19 protein-coding genes are annotated in these 20,866 nt (G+C 61.2%); 11 read left to right on the top strand and 8 right to left on the bottom strand.

The features are described from left to right. Positions 1–87: 87 nt before the first annotated feature. Positions 88–1,656 (top strand): SulP family inorganic anion transporter, encoded by a 1,569-nt coding sequence (locus V6M90_RS06270; RefSeq protein WP_003170733.1) that lies wholly within the window; start codon positions 88–90, stop codon positions 1,654–1,656. 34 nt (positions 1,657–1,690) lie between these two features. On the opposite strand, the gene aroE is transcribed toward V6M90_RS06270, so the two are convergent. Beyond that, entirely contained in the window at positions 1,691–2,509 is an 819-nt protein-coding gene (aroE, locus tag V6M90_RS06265) for a shikimate dehydrogenase (RefSeq protein WP_332846211.1), read from the bottom strand. Then, on the bottom strand, positions 2,509–3,441 hold the full coding sequence (hemF, locus tag V6M90_RS06260; protein ID WP_078826678.1) for an oxygen-dependent coproporphyrinogen oxidase: 933 nt from the start codon (positions 3,439–3,441) through the stop codon (positions 2,509–2,511). The genes aroE and hemF overlap by 1 nt, the downstream gene beginning before the upstream one ends. A gap of 159 nt (positions 3,442–3,600) precedes the next feature. Here hemF and V6M90_RS06255 point away from each other — a divergent pair, with 159 nt between their 5' ends. After that, a complete protein-coding gene (locus V6M90_RS06255) occupies positions 3,601–4,578 on the top strand; it encodes an NADPH:quinone reductase (RefSeq protein ID WP_003170729.1) in 978 nt (325 codons plus the stop codon). Positions 4,579–4,726: 148 nt separating this feature from the next. Here V6M90_RS06255 and V6M90_RS06250 read toward each other — a convergent pair whose 3' ends face one another. From V6M90_RS06250 to V6M90_RS06240, 3 genes are all read right to left on the bottom strand, one after another. Further along, positions 4,727–5,284, bottom strand: coding sequence for an L-threonylcarbamoyladenylate synthase (locus V6M90_RS06250; RefSeq protein ID WP_003170728.1), 558 nt, complete (start codon positions 5,282–5,284; stop codon positions 4,727–4,729). A gap of 75 nt (positions 5,285–5,359) precedes the next feature. Continuing rightward, positions 5,360–6,463, bottom strand: a complete 1,104-nt coding sequence (gene dprA / locus V6M90_RS06245) for a DNA-processing protein DprA (protein WP_332846210.1) — start codon at positions 6,461–6,463, stop codon at positions 5,360–5,362. Positions 6,464–6,526: 63 nt separating this feature from the next. After that, positions 6,527–7,303, bottom strand: coding sequence for a peptidoglycan-binding protein (locus V6M90_RS06240; RefSeq protein WP_332846209.1), 777 nt, complete (start codon positions 7,301–7,303; stop codon positions 6,527–6,529). Between the two features lie 135 nt (positions 7,304–7,438). Here V6M90_RS06240 and def point away from each other — a divergent pair, with 135 nt between their 5' ends. The 5 genes from def (at position 7,439) to V6M90_RS06215 (ending at position 12,001) form a co-directional block, all read left to right on the top strand. Beyond that, positions 7,439–7,945, top strand: coding sequence for a peptide deformylase (gene def / locus V6M90_RS06235; RefSeq protein WP_042943972.1), 507 nt, complete (start codon positions 7,439–7,441; stop codon positions 7,943–7,945). A 69-nt stretch (positions 7,946–8,014) separates the two neighbouring features. Continuing rightward, entirely contained in the window at positions 8,015–8,968 is a 954-nt protein-coding gene (gene fmt / locus V6M90_RS06230; protein WP_003170723.1) for a methionyl-tRNA formyltransferase, read from the top strand. Then, positions 8,965–10,275, top strand: a complete 1,311-nt coding sequence (gene rsmB / locus V6M90_RS06225) for a 16S rRNA (cytosine(967)-C(5))-methyltransferase RsmB (RefSeq protein WP_003170720.1) — start codon at positions 8,965–8,967, stop codon at positions 10,273–10,275. Before fmt ends, rsmB begins: the two co-directional genes overlap by 4 nt. 22 nt (positions 10,276–10,297) lie before the next feature. Further along, positions 10,298–11,671, top strand: coding sequence for a Trk system potassium transporter TrkA (gene trkA / locus V6M90_RS06220; protein ID WP_141062782.1), 1,374 nt, complete (start codon positions 10,298–10,300; stop codon positions 11,669–11,671). A gap of 18 nt (positions 11,672–11,689) precedes the next feature. After that, positions 11,690–12,001: a hypothetical protein gene (locus tag V6M90_RS06215; protein WP_003170717.1), complete on the top strand. Its 312-nt coding sequence runs from the start codon at positions 11,690–11,692 to the stop codon at positions 11,999–12,001. Between the two features lie 47 nt (positions 12,002–12,048). Here V6M90_RS06215 and V6M90_RS06210 read toward each other — a convergent pair whose 3' ends face one another. Further along, positions 12,049–12,936, bottom strand: coding sequence for a lysophospholipid acyltransferase (locus V6M90_RS06210; protein WP_078826670.1), 888 nt, complete (start codon positions 12,934–12,936; stop codon positions 12,049–12,051). 40 nt (positions 12,937–12,976) lie between these two features. Further along, a complete protein-coding gene (locus V6M90_RS06205) occupies positions 12,977–13,534 on the bottom strand; it encodes a DNA-3-methyladenine glycosylase I (protein ID WP_003170713.1) in 558 nt (185 codons plus the stop codon). Positions 13,535–13,615: 81 nt separating this feature from the next. On the opposite strand from V6M90_RS06205, the gene glyQ reads away from it, so the two are divergent. The 4 genes from glyQ to V6M90_RS06185 all read left to right on the top strand — a co-directional run bounded on the left by glyQ (position 13,616) and on the right by V6M90_RS06185 (position 18,013). Further along, on the top strand, positions 13,616–14,569 hold the full coding sequence (gene glyQ, locus V6M90_RS06200; RefSeq protein ID WP_003170711.1) for a glycine--tRNA ligase subunit alpha: 954 nt from the start codon (positions 13,616–13,618) through the stop codon (positions 14,567–14,569). Continuing rightward, positions 14,566–16,620 (top strand): glycine--tRNA ligase subunit beta, encoded by a 2,055-nt coding sequence (gene glyS, locus V6M90_RS06195; RefSeq protein WP_141062783.1) that lies wholly within the window; start codon positions 14,566–14,568, stop codon positions 16,618–16,620. The genes glyQ and glyS overlap by 4 nt, the downstream gene beginning before the upstream one ends. A 2-nt stretch (positions 16,621–16,622) precedes the next feature. Then, complete coding sequence (gene gmhB / locus V6M90_RS06190; protein WP_332846208.1) at positions 16,623–17,159, top strand: D-glycero-beta-D-manno-heptose 1,7-bisphosphate 7-phosphatase; 537 nt, start codon at positions 16,623–16,625, stop codon at positions 17,157–17,159. 83 nt (positions 17,160–17,242) lie between these two features. Further along, positions 17,243–18,013: a lysophospholipid acyltransferase family protein gene (locus V6M90_RS06185; protein WP_141062784.1), complete on the top strand. Its 771-nt coding sequence runs from the start codon at positions 17,243–17,245 to the stop codon at positions 18,011–18,013. A 178-nt stretch (positions 18,014–18,191) separates the two neighbouring features. On the opposite strand, the gene V6M90_RS06180 is transcribed toward V6M90_RS06185, so the two are convergent. Then, positions 18,192–20,474: a CHASE2 domain-containing protein gene (locus tag V6M90_RS06180; protein WP_141062785.1), complete on the bottom strand. Its 2,283-nt coding sequence runs from the start codon at positions 20,472–20,474 to the stop codon at positions 18,192–18,194. Positions 20,475–20,866 lie beyond the last annotated feature (392 nt).

The raw sequence follows: 20,866 nt of genomic DNA, 5'->3' as shown, positions 1-20,866 counted from the left end.
TTCCAATGTGGAAGGGAGCAAGCTCCCTCCCACAGGGATTGGCGTGTACTGATACCCTTGAGTCAAACCTTTTCAGCCGAGTTATAAATGCCCCGGCCCAACCGCCATACACTTTTCCCCTTCCTCAGCTGGCTCCCGCGCCAAACCCGCGCCCGCGTCGGCCGGGATGCAATCGTCGGCCTCAGTGGCGCGGTTCTCGCCTTGCCACAGTCAATTGCCTACGCGTTGATCGCCGGCCTCCCACCAGAGTACGGCCTATACGCCGCCATCATCCCGGTACTGATCGCGTGTCTGTGGGGCTCGTCCTGGCACCTGATCTGCGGCCCGACGGCAGCGATTTCCATCGTGCTCTACGCCAGCGTCAGCCCGCTGGCCGTGCCGGGATCGCAGGACTACATCACGCTCATCCTGCTGCTGACATTCCTCGCCGGCGTTTTCCAGTGGTTATTGGGCATGCTGCGCTTCGGCGCGCTGGTAAATTTCGTCTCTCATTCGGTGGTGCTGGGGTTCACCCTGGGCGCCGCCGTGGTGATCGCCCTGGGGCAGTTACCCAACCTGCTGGGGCTGGTTTTGCCGAGCCAGGCCACGGCGATCAATAGCCTGCTGGCGCTGATCGAGCATGCCGGCGAGTGGGACCACGCCTCGCTGGCCCTGGGCCTGGGCACCCTGCTGGTGGGCGCACTGCTCAAGTACCTGATGCCACGCTGGCCAACGCTGTTAATCGCCCTGACATTGAGCAGCCTGACAGCCTGGCTGTGGCCATCGATGTTCGGGCATGTGGCACGCGTCAGTTCGTTTATCGGCAAACTGCCGCCGTTCAGCCCGTTGCCGATGGACCTGGACATGATCCTGCGCCTGCTACCGAGTGCCGTGGCGGTGGGCATGCTGGGGCTGGTGACCAGCCTGTCGATTGCCCGCTCGCTGTCGGCCCGTTCGCAGCAATTGCTTGACGCGAATCAGGAAGTGCGCGCGCAGGGTTTATCCAACATCGTCGGTGGATTTTTCTCTGGCTACTTGTCGGCCGGTTCTTTTACCCGTTCAGGCCTCAGCTATGAAGCCGGTGCCTGTTCGCCGCTGGCCGGGGTGTTTTCTGCGCTGTGGGTGGCGCTGTTTGCACTGTTTGGCGCGGCGTTGATCGCGCATATCCCGATCACGAGCATGGCGGCGAGCATCCTGCTGATCTGCTGGGGCCTGGTGGATCATCGCGGTATACGCGCGCTGTTCCGGGTCAGCCGCGCCGAGTTTGTGGTGATGAGCCTCACCTGCATCGCCACTTTGTTGCTGGAGCTGCAAACGGCGATCTATGCGGGGGTGCTGGCCTCGTTGTTCTTCTACCTCAAACGCACCTCGCAGCCACGGGTTCAGCAATGGCGGGATGGAGAAGAAGATGTGCTGCGGGTGGGCGGCTCGATCTTTTTTGGTGCCAGCCACTATCTGCAAGTGCGCCTGCAAAGCTTGCAGGGCGAAAAGGTGGTGATCGAGGCGCAGCAGATCAACTTTATCGACTATTCCGGGGTGGAGATGCTGCATCAGGAGGCGCGGCGGTTGCGCGGTCTGGGACGTAGTTTGACATTGCGTCGAGCCAGGCCGCAGGTGGTTGAGGAGTTGAAGAAGCTGGAGGGGGCCGATAAATGCCCCATCCATTTCGAAGACTGAACGCGGTTAAAACTGTGCCCACTTTAGATAGGCGTTAAGCCAACTGGCGGCGCAGCTGCGCCAATACAGGTGCCGACTCCGGACGCACACCGCGCCACAGGAAGAACGCTTCGGCTGCCTGTTCAACCAGCATGCCCAGGCCGTCCATCGCTACCGCTGCACCCTGCTCGCTGGCCCAACGGCAGAATGCAGTCGGCTCCTTGGCGTACATCATGTCGTAGCAAAAGGTCTTGCCCGGTTCGATCAAGCTGCCGGCAATCGGAGGTATATCGCCTGACAGGCTGGCGGACGTTGCATTGATGATCACGTCCACCGGCTCACGCAGCCAGTCGAAACCGCTGGCGGATACAGGGCCCAGATCGTCGAACAACTCGGCAAGCAATTCAGCTTTTTCCACGGTGCGGTTGGCAATGATCAACGACGAGGGTCGCTCGGCCAGCAACGGCTCCAGCGCTCCGCGTACCGCGCCACCGGCGCCCAGCAACAGGATGCGTTTGCCTTCGAGGCGCACCCCGGCGTTGACCGTCAGGTCACGCACCAGGCCCGCGCCGTCGGTGTTGTCGCCCAACAAGGTGCCATCGGCCAGCTTGCTCAAGGTGTTCACCGCACCGGCACGTTGGGCGCGCTCGGTGAGGCTGTCGGCCAGGCGATAGGCCTCCTCCTTGAACGGCACGGTGACGTTGGCACCCCGACCTCGCAGAAAAAACTCACGAGCGCAGCCGGTAAAATCCTCCAGCGGTGCGAGCAAGGTGTTGTAGTCCAGTTGTTCGCCAGTCTGCTCGGCGAACATACGGTGAATCAGCGGCGACTTGCTGTGGCCGATGGGGTTACCGAAGACGACATAACGATCCATCAGACCGCCGCCTTGGGCACTGCAATGCCGAGCCAGTCGCGGTCCTGCAGGTAATATTCGGTAAGACGCGCTTCTTCGCTGCCGGCCTCGGCCTTCCAGTCATAGCTCCAGCGCACTTGGGGCGGCAGCGACATCAGGATCGACTCGGTACGCCCACCCGATTGCAGGCCGAACAGGGTGCCACGGTCGTAGACCAGGTTGAATTCAACGTAGCGGCCGCGACGGAACTCCTGGAATTCACGTTGCTGCGCGGTATAGGCCGTGGCTTTGCGACGCTGCACGATCGGCAGGTAGGCGTCGATGTAGGCATCGCCGATGGCGCGGATGAAGGCGAAGCAGGTGTCGAAGTCCCACTCGTTCAAGTCATCGAAGAACAGACCGCCGATGCCACGGGGCTCGTTGCGGTGCTTGATATGGAAATAAGTGTCGCACCACGCCTTGTAGCGCGCGTACACGTCCGGGCCGAATGGCGCACAGGCCTGCTCGGCCACACGGTGCCAGTGGATGCAGTCTTCATCGTTACCGTAGTAGGGCGTGAGGTCGAAGCCGCCACCGAACCACCACACCGGCTCTTCGCCTTCTTTTTCGGCGATAAAAAAACGTACGTTGGCGTGGGACGTCGGCACATGGGGGTTGTGCGGGTGGATCACCAAGGACACGCCAAGGGCTTCAAAACCGCGACCGGCCAGTTCAGGGCGATGCGCGCTGGCGGAGGGTGGGAGACCGCTGCCGAACACGTGGGAAAAGTTAACGCCGCCTTTTTCGATCACCGCGCCGTTTGCAATCACACGGGTGCGACCGCCACCGCCCGCAGGCCGGGTCCAGGCGTCTTCGGTAAAGCGAGTGTCCGTCTCAAAGGTTTCCAGGGCGCTGCAAATGCGGTCTTGCAGGTCGAGCAGGTAGGCTTTGACAGCCTCGGTGCGGGTAGTCATGAGATCACCTTGAATCGGGCAACGCTACGCGAGGCCAGTGGGCGTCGGCGGCAAATGGGCGCACAGGATACCACTGCACTCAGGTTCGCCGCAGTTGACGAGGATCAAGCTTAGGAGTGGGATAGGGGGCTACGCGAATTCGACCCAAGGAGAAGGCAGATGGCAAAACGTATCCAGTTCAGTGCCCATGGTGGCCCCGACGTGCTCGAGTATGTGGACTACACGCCAGCGGAGCCTGGCCCACAGCAGGTGCGCGTGCGCAACGAGGCGATTGGCCTGAACTTCATCGACACTTATTTCCGTAGCGGCCTGTATGCACCCCCGGCCTTGCCATCGGGCCTGGGCGCGGAAGGCGCCGGCGTGGTAGATGCCGTCGGCAGCGAAGTCACCCAGTTCAAGGTCGGCGACCGCGTGGCCTACGGCAGCGGCCCGCTGGGTGCCTACAGCCAATTCCACGTACTGCCCGCCGTCAACCTGGTACACCTGCCGGACGGCATCAGCTTCGAACAGGCCGCCGGCGCCATGCTCAAGGGCCTGACGGTGCAGTACCTGCTGCGCCAGACCTATGAATTGAAGGGCGGCGAAACCATCCTGTTCCACGCCGCAGCCGGCGGTGTGGGCTCCCTGGCCTGCCAATGGGCCAAGGCCCTGGGCGTAAAGTTGATCGGCACCGTCAGTTCGCCGGAAAAAGCCGCCGTGGCAAAATCCCTCGGCGCCTGGGAAACCATCGACTACAGCAAGGAAAACGTCGCACAGCGCGTGCTGGAATTGACTGACGGCAAAAAGGTACCGGTGGTGTATGACGGCGTCGGCAAGGACACATGGCTGACCTCGCTGGACAGTGTGGCACCGCGTGGGCTGGTGGTGAGCTTCGGCAATGCATCGGGCGCCGTGGATGGGGTGAACCTGGGGATTCTGTCGGCCAAAGGTTCGCTGTACGTAACCCGGCCGACCCTCGCGACCTACGCCAACAATCCGGCGAACCTGCAAGCGATGGCGGACGATCTGTTTGCGATGATCAACAGCGGCAAGGTGCGCATTGATATCAACCAGCGGTATGCGCTGGCGGATGCGGCGAAAGCGCAGACGGCGTTGTCGGCGCGGCGTACGACAGGTTCAACCATTTTGCTGCCTTGACTGCCCTTTGTGGCGAGGGAGCTTGCTCCCGTTGGCCGGCGAAGCAGGCCCAAAACCAGAGAATGCGGTTTACCTGAAAAAAACACCATTGCCTGTTTTGGGGCCGCTTCGCGGCCCAACGGGAGCAAGCTCCCTCGCCACATAAGCCCTACGAGGGACGCACCACCTCACCCGTCACCAGATCGCGAATCAGGCTCGGGTTCTTGCGCCCGCCCAACGCCCCGCCCAGCACCAGATCCACTTGCCCGCGGAAATACTGCTCTACGCGAATCCGCGTGCGCGCAGCCGGGCGGCCCTGAGGATTGGCCGAGGTGGAAATCAACGGGCCCACCAACGAGCACAGATCCCGCACCAGTGGATGGTCCGTAACTCGCAGCGCGACCGTGTCGTGCACACCGGTGACCCATTCGGGCAACAAGTCCTGATGAGGCACCAGCCAGGTGTTCGGCCCCGGCCACGTACTGGCCATGCGGTCGATCCAATCCTGCGGGAAGTCTTCGAACAGAAAATCGAACTGGCGAATGTTGTCCGCCACCAGGATCAGGCCCTTGTCCACCGAGCGATTCTTGATGGCGAGCAAACGGTCTACCGCTTCTTCGTTCCACGGGTCGCAGCCCAACCCCCAAACTGCTTCGGTCGGATAAGCAATCACCGCGCCTGCGCGAATTTCCCGTGCGGTTTCCAGCACACGCCACCTGTTGACCATTGCTCACTCTCCAGACTAAAGCTCTGCGCAGTTTACCGATCTTCGTTACAAAACCCAGTTCCAAAAAACTGGCGGCTACAAAAGCTGGCAGCGCGCAAGCCAGCGCCCGCTTTCACAGATCACCTGGCCTTCCAGCTCCAGCTCCGTGAGGGTCGCCAGCACCTGCGACAGCGGCCGCCCACTGGCAATCGCCAAGGCTTCGCTGGTGTGGGGCGAGGCGTGCAGTAGCGCCACCAGCGGGTGAGTCACCGGCGTCGGCGTCGGACGCGACAGTGCCTGCCAGCCACGCAAGCCTTCCAGGATATGTTCGATGGTTTCCACCAGCGTCGCACCCTCACGGATCAACTGGTGACAGCCCCTGGCGCCGGGATGATGAATGGAACCCGGGATCGCATACACCTCGCGCCCTTGCTCGGCCGCCAGCTTCGCGGTGATCAGCGAGCCGCTGGCCATACTGGCCTCCACCACCAGCACGCCGAGGGACAGACCACTGATGATGCGATTGCGCCGTGGGAAGTTGCCGGCCTGGGGCGCGGCATCCAGCGGAAACTCGGAAACCACGGCACTGCCTTGGGCAATCATCGCGGCAGCGAGACATCGATGGCGCTGTGGATAAAAGTTTTCGAGCCCGGTGCCGAGCACACCAATTGTCTGGCCTCCCACGTCCAATGCCGCCTGATGCGCCGCACCGTCGATGCCGAGTGCAAGGCCGCTGGTGATGACAAAACCGGCGCTGGCCAAACTACGCGAAAACGCCGCAGCCGTGTCCATGCCCGGACGCGAGGCGCGCCGGCTGCCGACCATCGCCAGTTGCGGTTTTTCCAGGATTGCAGGGTCGCCGGTGACGAATAACAGCGGCGGCGCATCATCGATCTGGGCCAGGAGCGCCGGGTAATCCGGCTGGTCCCACATCAGCAAATGCTGGGCCGGGCGCCTGAGCCATGCCAATGCCTCACTGGCGCCGTCGCGGATTTCAGGGCTGCGCCGGGCATCGGCGCTGGCGGATGGCAAGCCCAACGCCCGCCAGGCGCTGGCAGGCGCACTGATGGCCTTTGACGCGCTGCCGAACGCTTCGATCAATACGCGAAACCGCTTGGGACCGACTTCCGGCAGCCTGTGCAAGCGTAAGCGCGCTTCCAGTTCTGACGGGGATATTTCATGGCTGTTTGACGGATACATCGGATCATCCTTGACCATAACAAGCTGTGGATAACTCTGTTGGTAACTTATTTAGCAGGCTATTTATTGCGGTTGGCGGACAGTCTCGAAACGGTCCATCACTGCCAGCGGATGCGATGCGCTGAGCACCAGCCCATAGCTGAGCTTTTCATAAGTGCGGAACACCAACAGCGTGCCGGCGCGTTCATCCGGCAGGTTCGCCGCAGCACCGGTGAGCGTGTCGCGCACGCTGACGCCGGCCTTCATCACAGTGAGCAGTCGGCCTTCGACCAGGCCGTCGCGGCGCCCTTTGTTCAGGATGACCGTATCCAGCACACCGATCTGGGTGACGCCCTTGGGGATATCGATGATCTGTCCTTCAACGAGGGGCGCGGGCTTGGTGGTATCGACGCGGGTACCGGCAACGGGCACTTCGACACGCAGCAGACGGTCACCGGGGCGCACTTCCTGGGTGACGCGCTGCACGGCCATGGTACTGAGGTCACCGGCGGTGACAAAACGCGCAGTACCAATATCATCAGCGTTGATGCCCAGCAGCTCTCCGGTGCGCGGGTCGGTGTAGACCTTGCCCCGGCGAAAGATCCCATAGCTCGGCTGAGTTGGGTCAAGGGCGCCTCTGGCGTGCACGCGTTCCCCCGTCGCGCCCAGCACGCGGCCGACGCCTGCCGCGACGATGTAAGGCGCGTTGTCCAGATCCTGGGGCGAATCCAGAATGCGGTTGTGCGTTAAAAAGTGTTGGATGGCCTGTTGCATTGACCGATCCAGGCGTTGCTCGGGCGGGGGCAGCAGGGCCATGGCGAACGGCGCCCACAGCAGCAAGACGAGTAGCGATTTCCTCATGGGGTGAATCTCCTTTATTATGTGCGTTCGCGTGAAATGCCAGGGCCTTCGCGGCTTGCGAGCGTTCCACACCGGCCATGTGGGTCCATCCCACCGCCGATTTGCCTCTACCTCACATGTGCAGCAATTACGCTTATGGCTATTTTGAACATCCTCGAATTTCCCGACTCGCGCCTGCGCACGATCGCCAAACCGGTGGCCGTAGTGGACGACAAGGTTCGTCAGTTGGTCGATGACATGTTTGAAACAATGTATGAAGCCCCAGGCATCGGCCTCGCCGCGACCCAGGTCAACGTGCACCTGCGCGTGGTGGTCATGGACCTGTCCGAAGATCGCAGCGAACCGAGGGTGTACATCAACCCCGAGTTCGAACCGCTGACCGACGAGATGGGCGAATACCAGGAAGGCTGCCTGTCGGTGCCGGAGTTCTACGAGAACGTCGAACGCCCGCTGCGCGTGAAGATCAAGGCGCTGGACCGCGACGGCAAGCCGTTCGAGATGATTGCCGAAGGCCTGCTGGCGGTGTGTATCCAGCACGAGTGCGACCACCTCAACGGCAAGCTGTTTGTGGATTACCTGTCCACGCTCAAGCGCGACCGAATCAAGAAGAAGCTGGAAAAAAAGCATCGCCAGCAAGCTTGATGCCCTCCTTCCAAAGGCTTGCTGCGGCAAGCCTTTTTCTTTTGTGACTGCTTTTAACCGAGACCTCCCATGACCGAGCCACTGCGCATTGTTTTTGCCGGTACACCCGAATTTGCCGCCGAACACCTCAAGGCGCTGCTGGCCAGCCCTTATGACATCGTCGCGGTGTACACACAGCCGGATCGCCCGGCCGGTCGCGGACAAAAACTGATGCCCAGCCCGGTCAAGCAACTGGCGCTCGAACACAACATCCCTGTGCTGCAGCCACCGACCTTGCGCAACGCCGAGGCCCAGGCCGAGCTGGCCGCGCTCAAGCCCGACCTGCTGGTGGTGGTGGCCTACGGCTTGATCCTGCCGCAGGTGGTGCTGGACATCCCGCGCCTGGGTTGCATCAACAGCCACGCCTCGCTGCTGCCACGCTGGCGCGGTGCGGCGCCGATCCAGCGCGCGGTGGAGGCGGGTGACAGCGAAAGCGGTGTGACCGTGATGCGCATGGAGGCGGGCTTGGACACCGGCCCGATGCTGCTCAAAGTCATCACCCCAATCACTGCCGAAGACACCGGCGGCAGCCTGCACGACCGCCTGGCCGAGATGGGTCCGCCTGCCGTGATCCGGGCCATCGCCGGTCTCGCAGCCGGCACTCTGGAAGGTGAAGTGCAGGACGACAGCCTGGCCACCTACGCCCACAAATTGAACAAAGACGAAGCACGCCTCGACTGGAGCCGCCCGGCCGTGGAACTGGAGCGCCTTGTACGCGCGTTCAACCCGTGGCCAATCTGCCACAGCACGCTCAACGGCGAGGCCTTGAAAGTATTGGCGGCGACCCTCACCGACGGCAAAGGCGCCCCCGGTGAGATCATTGGCGCCAGCAAGGACGGCTTGTCAGTCGCCTGCGGTGAACAGGCGCTGTGCCTGACTCGTCTGCAATTACCCGGTGGCAAGGCGCTGAACTTCAGTGATTTGTTCAACAGCCGTCGTGAGAAATTTGCCCTGGGCACCGTACTAGGGGTGGCTGCGCAATGAACCCACGTCTGGCCGCCGCCAAGGCCCTCGCCGCCGTACTCAATGGCAAGGCCTCGCTGAACAGTTCGTTGCCCATGCAATTGGACAAGGTTGAAGACCGCGATCGCGGCTTCACCCAGGACCTGGCCTTTGGTACCGCCCGTTGGCAGCCGCGCTTGTCGGCGCTGGCGGCCAAGCTGCTGCAAAAACCGTTCAAGGCGGCGGACGCCGATGTCGAGGCACTGCTGTTGGTCGGTCTTTATCAGTTGCTCTACACTCGCGTGCCGGCCCACGCCGCCATCGGCGAAACCGTCGGTTGCGCCGACAAGCTGAAAAAGCCCTGGGCCAAAGCCCTGCTCAACGCCGTGTTGCGCCGCGCCCAGCGCGAAAGCGAAGCACTGCTGGCCGAGCTGGAACACGACCCGGTGGTGCGCACCGCCCACCCGCGCTGGCTGCAAAAATCCCTCAAGGCGTTCTGGCCTGAGCAGTGGGAAGCGATTTGCGCGGCCAACAATGCTCACCCACCGATGATTTTGCGGGTCAATCGTCGCCATCACGGCCGTGACGCGTATTTGCAATTGCTGACAGCGGCAGGCATCAACGCCACGCCGTGTGTGTACAGCACCGACGGCATCGTGCTCGAAGCCGCCGCCGACGTGCGCAGCCTGCCGGGCTTTGCCGAAGGTTGGATCAGTGTGCAGGACGAAGCCGCACAGCTGGCCGCCGACCTGCTCGACCTCGCCCCAGGCCAGCGGGTGCTCGATGCCTGCTGCGCCCCCGGCGGTAAGACGTGTCACATTCTGGAAGTCGAAAAAGACCTGGCCGGTGTAGTCGCCGTCGACCTGGAAGCCAAGCGCCTGGTACGTGTACGGGAAAACCTTGCCCGCCTGGGCCTCAGCGCCGAACTGATCGCCGCCGACGGCCGCGACACTGCCACCTGGTGGGACGGCAAACCGTTCCAGCGCATCCTGCTTGACGCTCCTTGCTCCGCCACCGGCGTGATCCGTCGTCACCCGGACATCAAGCTGACCCGCCAGCCCGACGACATCGCCGCCCTGGCCGTGCTGCAAGGCGAACTGCTCGACGCACTGTGGCCTACCCTGGAAGTCGGCGGCATCCTGCTCTACGCCACCTGCTCGACCTTGCCCACGGAAAACACCGAAGTGATCGAAGCCTTCCTCGCCCGCACCAGCGGCGCACGGGAACTGGACCTCGCCACGACCGCCGGCATCAAGCAACCCCACGGCCGCCAATTGCTGGTGCAGGAAGGCGGGCATGATGGCTTCTACTACGCCAAACTGATCAAGATTGCTGCTGCGCGCGGCTGAATGCGTTTAAGGGAGTGACCGGATGAAAATCATCATCCTTGGAGCAGGGCAGGTTGGCGGCACACTGGCTGAACATCTGGCCAGCGAGGCCAATGACATCACCGTGGTCGACACCGACAGCGAGCGCCTGCGCGATCTCGGCGACCGCCTGGATATCCGCACCGTACAGGGCCGCGCATCGTTTCCGACGGTGCTGCGCCAGGCCGGTGCCGACGATGCCGACATGCTGGTGGCCGTGACCAACAGCGATGAAACCAACATGGTCGCTTGTCAGGTCGCCCACACCCTCTTCCACACCCCGACCAAGATCGCCCGGGTGCGCGAAGCCGCCTACCTGACCCGCGCGGGCCTGTTCGACAACGACGCGATTCCGGTCGACGTGCTGATCAGTCCGGAACAGGTGGTCACTCACTACATCAAGCGCCTGATCGAGATTCCCGGCGCCTTGCAGGTAATCGACTTTGCCGGTGGCAAGGCGCAACTGGTAGCGGTGAAGGCCTATTACGGCGGTCCGCTGGTCGGCCAGCAACTGCGCCAGTTGCGCGAACACATGCCAAATGTGGAAACCCGCGTCGCGGCGATCTTTCGGCGTGACCGACCGATCCTGCCCCAGGGCGATACGGTGATCGAGGCCGACGACGAAGTTTTTTTCATCGCCGCCAAAGCGAATATTCGCGCCGTAATGAGTGAAATGCGCCGGCTCGACGAGAACTACAAACGCATTGTCATCGCCGGCGGCGGACAGATCGGCGAGCGCTTGGCCGAGGCCATCGAAAGCCGCTATCAGGTGAAGATCATCGAGATGAGCCCGGCGCGCTGCCGGCATTTGTCCGACACCCTCGACAGCACCGTCGTACTGCAAGGCAGCGCCTCCGACCGCGACCTGCTGATGGAAGAAAACATCGCCGACGCCGATATCTTCCTGGCCCTGACCAACGATGACGAAGCCAACATCATGTCGTCGTTGCTGGCCAAGCGGCTGGGGGCGAAGAAGGTGATGACCATCATCAACAACCCGGCCTACGTCGACCTGATCCAGGGCGGCGATATCGACATCGCCATCAGCCCGCAGCAGGCGACCATCGGCACCTTGCTCGCCCACGTACGCCGTGGCGATATCGTCAGCGTGCATTCCCTGCGCCGGGGCGCGGCGGAAGCCATCGAGGCGATCGCCCACGGTGATTCGAAGTCGAGCAAAGTGATCGGCAAAGCCATCCGCGACATCGGCCTGCCACCAGGCACGACCATCGGCGCGATCATTCGCGATGAGGAAGTGATCATTGCCCACGACGATACGGTGATCGCCACGGGTGACCATGTGATTTTGTTCCTTGTGGATAAAAAACACATCCGCGATGTGGAGAAACTGTTCCACGTGGGGTTGAGCTTTTTCTGATCAAACGGAGTAGTTGAAATGCTCGAATCCCTGGAAAAAATGCTCGCCAAGGGTGTGGATAACTCACTGCTGCGCTTTGGCTTGGGCAAGGGTTACCTGGACTTGAAGGACAATGCGAAGGCGGCCGAGCACCTCAGCAAATGCGTAGAGCTCGACCCTAAATATTCCGCCGCGTGGAAGTTGTTGGGCAAGGCGCAACTGGGGTTGGAAGATCGTGCGGCAGCGCGCTTGGCGTGGGAAAAGGGCATCGAAGCGGCCCAGGCCCATGGCGACAAACAGGCCGAAAAAGAAATGACGGTGTTCCTGAAGAAACTCGACCGCCAGGCTTGAGCGCCCCTCCCACATTGGTTTTGCATTGACCTTCAGTCAGTCGCGAATCAGTACCAGCGCGCTTCACCCGGCGGACGTTTCTTGAAGCGTTTCATGCTCCACATGTACTGGCTCGGGTAAGCGCCGACATAACGCTCCACCACCTTGCTCATCGCCGCGCAGGACGTGGCGGTGTCGGTGCTGTACATATCTTCGGGCGCCGCTTCCAGGATCACTTTGTAGCCCGAACCGTCCGGCAGGCGCAGCGCGTGGAGGAAGACCCCAACCGCCTTGTGGCCCGCGAGCATGTTCGGCACGAACTTGCTGGTGAGCGCCTGGGTGGCGAAGAACGGCACGAAGATCCCGGCGGATTCGGCCGGTTCAGGATCCGCTGGAATGCCTACCTGGCCACCTTTGCGCACTTCCTTGATGACACTGAGGATGCCTTCCTTGGTCGACGCGGCCACGCGGTTACCCAGTTGTACGCGTTGCTTGCGCAGCAACTCATCCACCGCCTTGAGCTTGGGCGGACGATAGAAAATGATCGGTTTGCACTGGCTGCAATAGAAGTGGTTCAACACCTCCCAGTTGCCCAGGTGACTGGTGATGCCGACCACGCCTTTGCCCGAGGCCAGGGCTTCGTGCAGCACTTCCAGGCCTTCGACTTCACGCACCAGGTCGATGGAACGCTGGGCCGGCCAGATCCAGGCGCAGGCGCTTTCGGTCAGGGACTTGCCGATGTCCATCAGGCTGCGACCCACCAGGCGCTCACGCTCGGCCGGGTCCATGTTCGGGAAGCATTTGGAAAGGTTGATCCGCACCGTGTCACGGGAACGGTTGGGGGTTTTCCACATGATCCAGCCGATGGCCGTGCCGACGGCTTGTACGGCCCGCCAGGGCAGCAGGGCAAACAACCGCAGAGCGCCTACCAGCAAGGCGCCTTTTAACTTTTCCACAGGTCACTCCTGATCGTGTGTGGTGCGCAAAACGCGCATTCTAACCGGCGTTGGCCAAGTCCGCGTAACGGTCGCAGTCCTGAGTGTGGTCCATGACCATGCCCGAAGCCTGCATGAACGCGTAGCAAATGGTCGGCCCGACGAAGGTGAAGCCGGCTTTTTTCAGCGCTTTGCTCATCGCTTCAGCCTCGGGCGTAATCGCCGGGACTTCGCTGCGGTCCTTGAAGTGATTGACCTTGGGCACGCCGCCGACGAACGACCAGAGCAAGCCCACCGGATCTTCCAACCCCAACCAGGCGGCGGCGTTGCGTCGGGTGGCGTTAAGCTTGAGGCGGTTGCGCACGATGCCCGGATCGAGCATCAGCGCTTCGATTTCGGCATCACTCAAGCGTGCCAGGCGTTGCGCATCGAACCCGAACAAGACCTTTCGATAATGCTCGCGTTTGCGTAAAACGGTGATCCAGGACAGGCCCGCCTGGAACCCTTCGAGTAAAAGCAACTCGAACAAACCCTGCGCATCGCGCAGCGGCGTTCCCCACTCTTGATCGTGATAAGCCATGTACAGCGGATCTTCAGAACACCAAAAGCAGCGTGGCATAAGGCTCCAGGGAGTGGTGGCGGGGCCGAATCGGGTATACTCCCGCTCTTTAAATCGCAGCCCAAGTAACAGGTGAATTTCGTGAGCCAGCCTACGCCAGCCGTGCGTACCTTCCAAGACTTGATCCTCGCCCTCCAGCAATACTGGGCCGAGCAAGGTTGTGTGGTACTTCAGCCCTACGATATGGAAGTAGGCGCCGGCACTTTCCACACCGCTACCTTCCTGCGGGCCATCGGCCCGGAAACCTGGAACGCCGCTTATGTGCAGCCCAGTCGCCGCCCGACTGACGGCCGCTACGGCGAAAACCCGAACCGTCTGCAGCACTACTACCAGTTCCAGGTGGTATTGAAGCCGAACCCGGACAATTTCCAGGAACTGTACCTGGGCTCGTTGAAACACGTCGGCCTGGACCCACTGGTCCACGACATCCGTTTCGTCGAAGACAACTGGGAGTCGCCAACCCTGGGCGCCTGGGGCCTGGGCTGGGAAGTCTGGCTCAACGGCATGGAAGTGACGCAATTCACTTACTTCCAGCAAGCGGGCGGCATCGAGTGCTACCCGGTAACCGGCGAAATCACCTACGGTCTCGAACGCCTGGCTATGTACCTGCAGGGCGTGGACTCGGTCTACGACCTGGTGTGGGCTGACGGCCCGTTCGGCAAGGTGACCTACGGCGATGTGTTCCACCAGAACGAAGTGGAGCAGTCCACTTACAACTTCGAACACGCGAACGTCGACAAGCTGTTCGAATTGTTCGATTTCTATGAAAGCGAAGCCAAGCGCCTGATCGAACTCGACCAGCCGCTGCCGTTGCCGAGCTATGAAATGGTGTTGAAGGCGTCCCATACCTTCAACCTGCTGGATGCCCGCCGTGCCATCTCGGTCACCGCGCGTCAGCAATACATCCTGCGTGTACGCACCCTGGCGCGTTCCGTCGCCCAAGCCTACCTGCTGGCCCGCGCCAAGCTGGGCTTCCCGATGGCAACCGAGGATTTGCGTGATGAAGTGTTGGCTAAGCTGGAGGCTGCGCAATGAGTGCTCAAGATTTCCTGGTTGAACTGGGCACCGAAGAGCTGCCACCCAAGGCACTCAACACCCTGGCCGAGGCGTTCCTGGCCGGTATCGAAAAAGGTCTGCACACCGCCGGCCTGAAGTTTGAAGCCAAGAAGGTCTACGCCGCGCCGCGTCGCCTGGCTGTATTGCTGACCGCGCTGGAAACCCAGCAGCCGGACCGCAGCATCAACCTCGACGGCCCGCCGCGTCAGGCCGCGTTCGACGCCGACGGCAACCCGACCCAGGCCGCCCTTGGTTTTGCCAAGAAGTGTGGCGTGGAGCTGAGCGAGATCGACCAGAGCGGTCCGAAACTGCGTTTCAGCCAGGTCATCACCGGCAAGCCGACCGCCAGCCTGCTGCCGACCATCGTCGAAGATTCCCTGAATGACCTGCCTATCCCCAAGCGCATGCGCTGGGGTGCACGCAAGGAAGAGTTCGTACGCCCAACCCAATGGCTGGTGATGCTGCTCGGTGACCAGGTCATCGACTGCACCATCCTTGCCCAGAAGGCCGGTCGCGACTCACGTGGACACCGCTTCCACCATCCGCAAAGCGTGCGCATCACGTCGCCGGCCAGCTACCTCAACGACCTGCGCGCCGCCTATGTACTGGCGGACGCCAATGAGCGTCGCGAGCTGATCAGCAAGCGCACCGAAGAACTGGCCCGTCTGCAGGAAGGCACCGCCATCGTGCCGCCAAGCCTGCTCGACGAAGTCACCGCCCTGGTCGAGTGGCCTGTGCCGCTGGTGTGCTCGTTCGAAGAGCGTTTCCTAGACGTGCCGCAGGAAGCCTTGATCACCACCATGCAGGACAACCAGAAGTACTTCTGCCTGCTGGACGTGGACGGCAAGTTGCTGCCGCGTTTTATCACCGTGGCCAACATCGAGAGCAAGGACCCGCAGCAGATCATCGCCGGTAACGAAAAAGTCGTTCGCCCGCGCCTGACCGACGCTGAGTTCTTCTTCAAGCAGGACAAGAAACAGAAGCTCGAAGACTTCAACCTGCGCCTGCAAAACGTGGTGTTCCAGGAAAAACTTGGCAGCGTCTACGACAAGGCCGTGCGTGTGTCCAAGCTGGCGGCCTACATTGCCCCGCGCATCGGTGGCGACGCAGCCTGGGCCGCGCGTGCCGGCTTGCTGTCCAAGTGCGACCTGGCCACCGAGATGGTCGGCGAATTCCCTGAGATGCAGGGTGTTGCCGGCTACTACTACGCCCTCAACGACGGCGAAGCAGACGACGTCGCCCTGGCGCTGAACGAGCAGTACATGCCGCGCGGTGCCGGTGCAGAACTGCCGACCACCCTGACCGGTGCGGCTGTGGCCATCGCCGACAAGCTCGATACGCTGGTCGGTATCTTCGGTATCGGCATGCTGCCTACCGGTAGCAAAGACCCCTATGCCCTGCGCCGTGCCGCCCTGGGCGTGCTGCGCATCCTGATCGACAAGAAGCTCGACCTCGACCTGACCCAGGCCGTGGTGTTCGCCGTCGGCCAGTTCGGTGCCAAGGTCAAGCAAGCCGGCCTGGCCGAGCAAGTGCTGGAGTTCGTGTTCGACCGTCTGCGCGCGCGTTACGAAGACGAAGGCGTGGACGTTTCCGTCTACCTGTCGGTACGTGCCCTGCAACCGGCTTCGGCGCTGGACTTCGATCAGCGTGTGCAAGCTGTGCAAGCGTTCCGCAAGCTGCCGGAAGCCGATGCCCTGGCCGCGGTGAACAAGCGTGTGTCGAACCTGCTGAGCAAGGCCGAAGGCCTGGGCAACGCCGACGTCGACCCTGGCCTGTTTGCCGATGCCAAGGAGTTCTCGCTGAACTCGGCCATCGCCAAGGCAGAAAACGCCGTGAAGCCGCTGATCGCCGAACGCAACTACGCCGAAGCCCTGGCACGCCTGGCCACCTTGCGTGAGCCGGTGGATGCATTCTTCGAAGCGGTGATGATCAATGCCGAAGATGCCGGCGTGCGGAAAAACCGCTACGCCATGCTGGCGCGTCTGCGTAGCTTGTTCATCAATATCGCTGACATTTCGACGCTGAGCTGACCATGTTGAAACTGCTGATTCTCGATCGGGACGGGGTGATCAACTACGACTCCGACGATTACATCAAGTCGGTGGCGGAGTGGATTCCACTGCCTGGCTCGATCGAGGCCATCGCGCAGTTGAGCAAAGCCGGCTGGACCGTGGCCATCGCCACCAACCAGTCCGGCATTGCCCGTGGCTACTACGACATCCCCACCCTGGACGCCATGCACGCGCGCTTGCGCACGTTAGTGGAGGAGCAGGGCGGTGAGGTGGGGTTGGTGACGTACTGCCCCCACGGGCCGGATGAGGGCTGCGATTGCCGCAAGCCCAAACCGGGCATGTTGAAAACCATTGCAGAACATTACAACGTGCCGTTAGCTGGGATATGGTTCGTCGGTGACAGCCTCGGTGACTTGGAGGCAGCCAAAGCCGTCGATTCTCAGCCAGTTTTGGTAAAAACCGGGAAAGGCGAGAAGACCCAGGCGAAAAACCTGCCGGTAGGCACTTTGATTTTTGACGATCTGGCGGCAGTCGCCGCAGAACTTATCAACAACTAGCCGCCCTCGACTTCCTGACCAAGGATTGTTCGGGAGTGCGCTTTTCAACAGGCGGGCCGTGTCCCGCAACGGTAAATGCCGCCATGTCGATCTTGCAGGCCATCAGAACCTTTTTCTTTTACCTGCTGCTGGGCACCAGTTCGCTTCTCTGGTGCACCCTGAGCTTTTTTATTGCGCCCTTTTTGCCATTCAAGGCGCGTTATCGCTTCATCAACGTCTATTGGTGCCGCTGCGCGTTGTGGCTGACCAAGGTGTTTCTGAACATCCGTTTCGAGATCAAGGGCGCTGAAAACGTCCCGGAACAGCCCTGCGTGATTCTGTCGAACCACCAGAGCACCTGGGAGACGTTCTTCCTCTCGGCGTACTTCTCGCCCTTGAGCCAGGTGCTCAAGCGCGAGCTGCTGTATGTGCCGTTCTTCGGCTGGGCCATGGCCATGTTGCGTCCGATCGCCATCGACCGGGACAACCCCAAGGCAGCGCTCAAGCATGTAGCCAAGAAGGGCGACGAGTTGCTCAAGGATGGCGTCTGGGTACTGATCTTCCCGGAAGGCACGCGAGTGCCCTATGGCACAGTGGGCAAGTTCTCCCGAGGCGGTACCGCTCTGGCAGTCAATGCCAACCTGCCGGTACTGCCGATTGCACACAATGCCGGCAAGTTCTGGCCGAAGACCGGTTGGGCCAAGCGCGAAGGCACAATCACCGTGGTGATTGGCGAGCCGATGTATGCAACGGGCGAAGGCCCGCGCGCCATCGCCGCGCTGAACGAGCGTGCCCAGGCCTGGAATGAAGCGCAGCAGCGCGCCATGGGCTCCCTGCCGCCGGAGCCGGTTGTGGTGGACACACCGGTGGTATGAGCATCTGTGGATAACCTGTGTACGGTTTGTTCGAAAATTGGCTTTTTTAGGATTTAACTGACTGTTTTCAATAGATATTTCTTTTTCTGCCAAAACAACGAAAAACGTGCATAAGTTTTTCGCATAAAAAAACCGATTCTTGTGATCGGTTTTTTATGCACAGTGAAAACGTACGTTTTCAGTCATCCAGCAAGGGCAGTTGCACAGTGAACGTCGTGCCTTTGCCCACTGTGCTTTCGCAGTCGATATGGCCACCGTGGCGCTCCACAACCGCTTTGACCATCGTCAGGCCCAACCCCAATCCTTCGCTGCCCTGAGCAGAATCAAAGCGTTTGTATTGGCTGAACAGTTGCGGCAAATCCTCGGCGGCGATCCCCGGGCCCTGGTCGCTGATGCGGCACTCCAACCAACCGTCGGCACTGCTGTGGCGCAACCTCACCGTGGTGCCCGAAGGCGAGTATTTGATTGCGTTCTCCAGCATATTGAACAAGCCACGGGTGAGCAGCGATTGGTCGGCTGACACCATTCCCTCATCGGCTTCGTCCAGATCATGAACCAGATGAATGCCCTTGAGCTGGGCAATCAGCGCAACCTGGTCGAAGGCATCCATCACCAGCATCGCGAACAGTGTCGGCTGGAAGTGGTAGCCGTCGGCCTCGGCTTTCGCCAGCTGGACGAAAGACTCAGTCAGGCTCAGGGCACGGCGCACTTGCTGCTCGATCTGGGCAAAAACCGGTGACTCGGCGTTATGCACGTCCAGCAGCGCCAGGATCGCCGAGTGCGGTGCACGCAAGTCATGAGAGAGGAAGCGCAACATAGTTTCCCGGTGCTGCTGCGCCTCGCGCTCCTTGCTCAGGTCGGTGAGACTCAACAACCATCCCAACGCCACATCACCCTCAGCGGGCAATAAAGGGGCGAGTTCCATGCGCAGGCTGCGCTGGTGAATATCGCGAAACTCAACGAGTTCCAACGCCGAAAGGGCAGGGCGCACGCCGTTGTGCAGAGGTGGGTAACCCAGGTCAACCAGTTGTTCCAAGAGGTTCTGGTTGACCAGGTCATTGCCGAAGACATCGCGTGCAATGCGGTTGGCCAGCAGGATATTGCCTTGGGTGTCGGTGATCAGCGTCGCCACCGGAAGACACTCCAGCCCATCGGCCATGAAACGTCGGGTATCCCGCGTACGGCTTACGGCCTGCTCCAGGGCAAAGATGCGTGTCTGCAACACGTCACCTTTGCTGGCCGGCGCACGACGACGTTCAGGCAGCACTTTGGGTTCGTTATCCAGACGCGCCAATTCCCAACCGAAGTAGGCGAGGATTACGCTGAGACGGCGCCAGTTCCAGATCAGGTAACTGAGCAGCAAGCCGATCAAACAAGCAGCGGGCGACCACCAGTGGCCCAGTCGTAACAGAAGCCAGGAACCCATCAGCGCCACGGCCATGCAGCCCAGTGCCATCCATAGCGCATAACGTGGACGGTAGAGCAGCAAGCCCAGCAGTATTGCCACCAGGGACGTCGCCATCAGTGCTGCGAGCCACCCAGGCAAATCCACGATGCTACGGTCCTGCAAAAAGCCATTGAGCACATTGGCCTGGATCTCCACACCCGCCGTGGTACCGACCGTGGAGGAGAGCGGCGTGAAAAAACGATCGCCCATCCCCGAAGCCGTTGCTCCGACCAGAATCAGACGATCACGTAGCTGCTCGGGAGGAATTTCACCTTGGAGTACGCTGACATACGAAACGCTTCGAAAATGGCTGACTGGCTCGATAAACGGGATGCGGACCGCGTGTGCGCGTTGCCAGTCCTGCGTGATCGGTTCCTGAGGCGCTGCTCCTGGCATCTGTGCGGGTTGGCCGCTCATCGTATAGGCCAGCCATACCAAATGCGGCACCGTAGCATCGGGTGGGCCCTCACGCAGGTACAGACTGCGAACCACGCCGTCACTATCGGCTTCCACATTGATGTGCCCAACGCCCCTGGCGCATTTGAGCACTGGCAGAATTTGTGCCCTGGCTTGGCTGTAGCTGACGACGTCGTCGGGTGCCAGGGGCAGCACTACGTTGCCGGCGTTACACACCGCGTCCGCCAGACGCTTGTCACTGGCGGGGTCGCCGGGCTCACTGAAGATCACGTCAAATAGAATGCCGGCAGGTTGCGCGGCGCTCAGGCGATCGATCAGGTCAGCGTGGACCCTGCGAGGCCAGGGCCATTGGCCGAGTTTTTTCAAGCTGGGATCGTCGATAGTGACCAGCAAGATGCGTGGGTCCGCCGGCAATGGCGTCAGACGACGAAGGCTGTCATATAAGGTGTTGTTAAAGGCCAGCCCAGGACTGATTGAGAGATAGGCAGTGATCGGCAACAACAGCAAGCCGATCCATAACCATTCACGCACCAGACCGTGGAACAGGCGCTGGGCATGGGTGGGTTGACGTTTTTCAGCCTTGCCCCAGAGCATCATGGGTCAGCGCGCCTGTGTTGCTGGCATGTGGTAGAAGATGCCATAGACCCCTCCTGGCGGTGCTCGCCGCAAACCGATACACGCGCGAGATGGAGCGACGCGTTGAGCCCAGTGAAGCTCATTTTCGACGCTGTGGAAAAGTTTTCCTGCCGGGTGTTCATGACGCTGGGGGTCCAGAGATCATCCACCAAGCGCGCACTGAAGTTTACGACAGCGCACGCGTCGGCAGATCCTTTTCCTTGCGGTCGGGAGCCGGTATCTTTCCCACTTAGGTATCGAGTACTTTCAGTGGGTTATTCCTTATTGATCCCAGCGTACCGAGAGATCCAGGGGGTCGACGAATCTGAGCACAATTATTCAGATTCACCGACCGGCATCTACGCAGTATTGCC

This window comes from Pseudomonas lactucae (genome assembly GCF_036688725.1).
GTDB classification, from domain to species: domain Bacteria; phylum Pseudomonadota; class Gammaproteobacteria; order Pseudomonadales; family Pseudomonadaceae; genus Aquipseudomonas; species Aquipseudomonas lactucae.
This window is presented reverse-complemented; position numbering and strand designations above follow the sequence as displayed.

Coding starts and splice junctions, on each gene's coding strand:
- V6M90_RS06270 (WP_003170733.1), top strand. CDS start 88: ATGCCCCGGCCCAACCGCCATACACTTTTCCCCTTCCTCAGCTGGCTC.
- aroE (WP_332846211.1), bottom strand. CDS start 2,509: ATGGATCGTTATGTCGTCTTCGGTAACCCCATCGGCCACAGCAAGTCG.
- hemF (WP_078826678.1), bottom strand. CDS start 3,441: ATGACTACCCGCACCGAGGCTGTCAAAGCCTACCTGCTCGACCTGCAA.
- V6M90_RS06255 (WP_003170729.1), top strand. CDS start 3,601: ATGGCAAAACGTATCCAGTTCAGTGCCCATGGTGGCCCCGACGTGCTC.
- V6M90_RS06250 (WP_003170728.1), bottom strand. CDS start 5,284: ATGGTCAACAGGTGGCGTGTGCTGGAAACCGCACGGGAAATTCGCGCA.
- dprA (WP_332846210.1), bottom strand. CDS start 6,463: ATGTATCCGTCAAACAGCCATGAAATATCCCCGTCAGAACTGGAAGCG.
- V6M90_RS06240 (WP_332846209.1), bottom strand. CDS start 7,303: ATGAGGAAATCGCTACTCGTCTTGCTGCTGTGGGCGCCGTTCGCCATG.
- def (WP_042943972.1), top strand. CDS start 7,439: ATGGCTATTTTGAACATCCTCGAATTTCCCGACTCGCGCCTGCGCACG.
- fmt (WP_003170723.1), top strand. CDS start 8,015: ATGACCGAGCCACTGCGCATTGTTTTTGCCGGTACACCCGAATTTGCC.
- rsmB (WP_003170720.1), top strand. CDS start 8,965: ATGAACCCACGTCTGGCCGCCGCCAAGGCCCTCGCCGCCGTACTCAAT.
- trkA (WP_141062782.1), top strand. CDS start 10,298: ATGAAAATCATCATCCTTGGAGCAGGGCAGGTTGGCGGCACACTGGCT.
- V6M90_RS06215 (WP_003170717.1), top strand. CDS start 11,690: ATGCTCGAATCCCTGGAAAAAATGCTCGCCAAGGGTGTGGATAACTCA.
- V6M90_RS06205 (WP_003170713.1), bottom strand. CDS start 13,534: ATGCCACGCTGCTTTTGGTGTTCTGAAGATCCGCTGTACATGGCTTAT.
- glyS (WP_141062783.1), top strand. CDS start 14,566: ATGAGTGCTCAAGATTTCCTGGTTGAACTGGGCACCGAAGAGCTGCCA.
- gmhB (WP_332846208.1), top strand. CDS start 16,623: ATGTTGAAACTGCTGATTCTCGATCGGGACGGGGTGATCAACTACGAC.
- V6M90_RS06185 (WP_141062784.1), top strand. CDS start 17,243: ATGTCGATCTTGCAGGCCATCAGAACCTTTTTCTTTTACCTGCTGCTG.
- V6M90_RS06180 (WP_141062785.1), bottom strand. CDS start 20,474: ATGATGCTCTGGGGCAAGGCTGAAAAACGTCAACCCACCCATGCCCAG.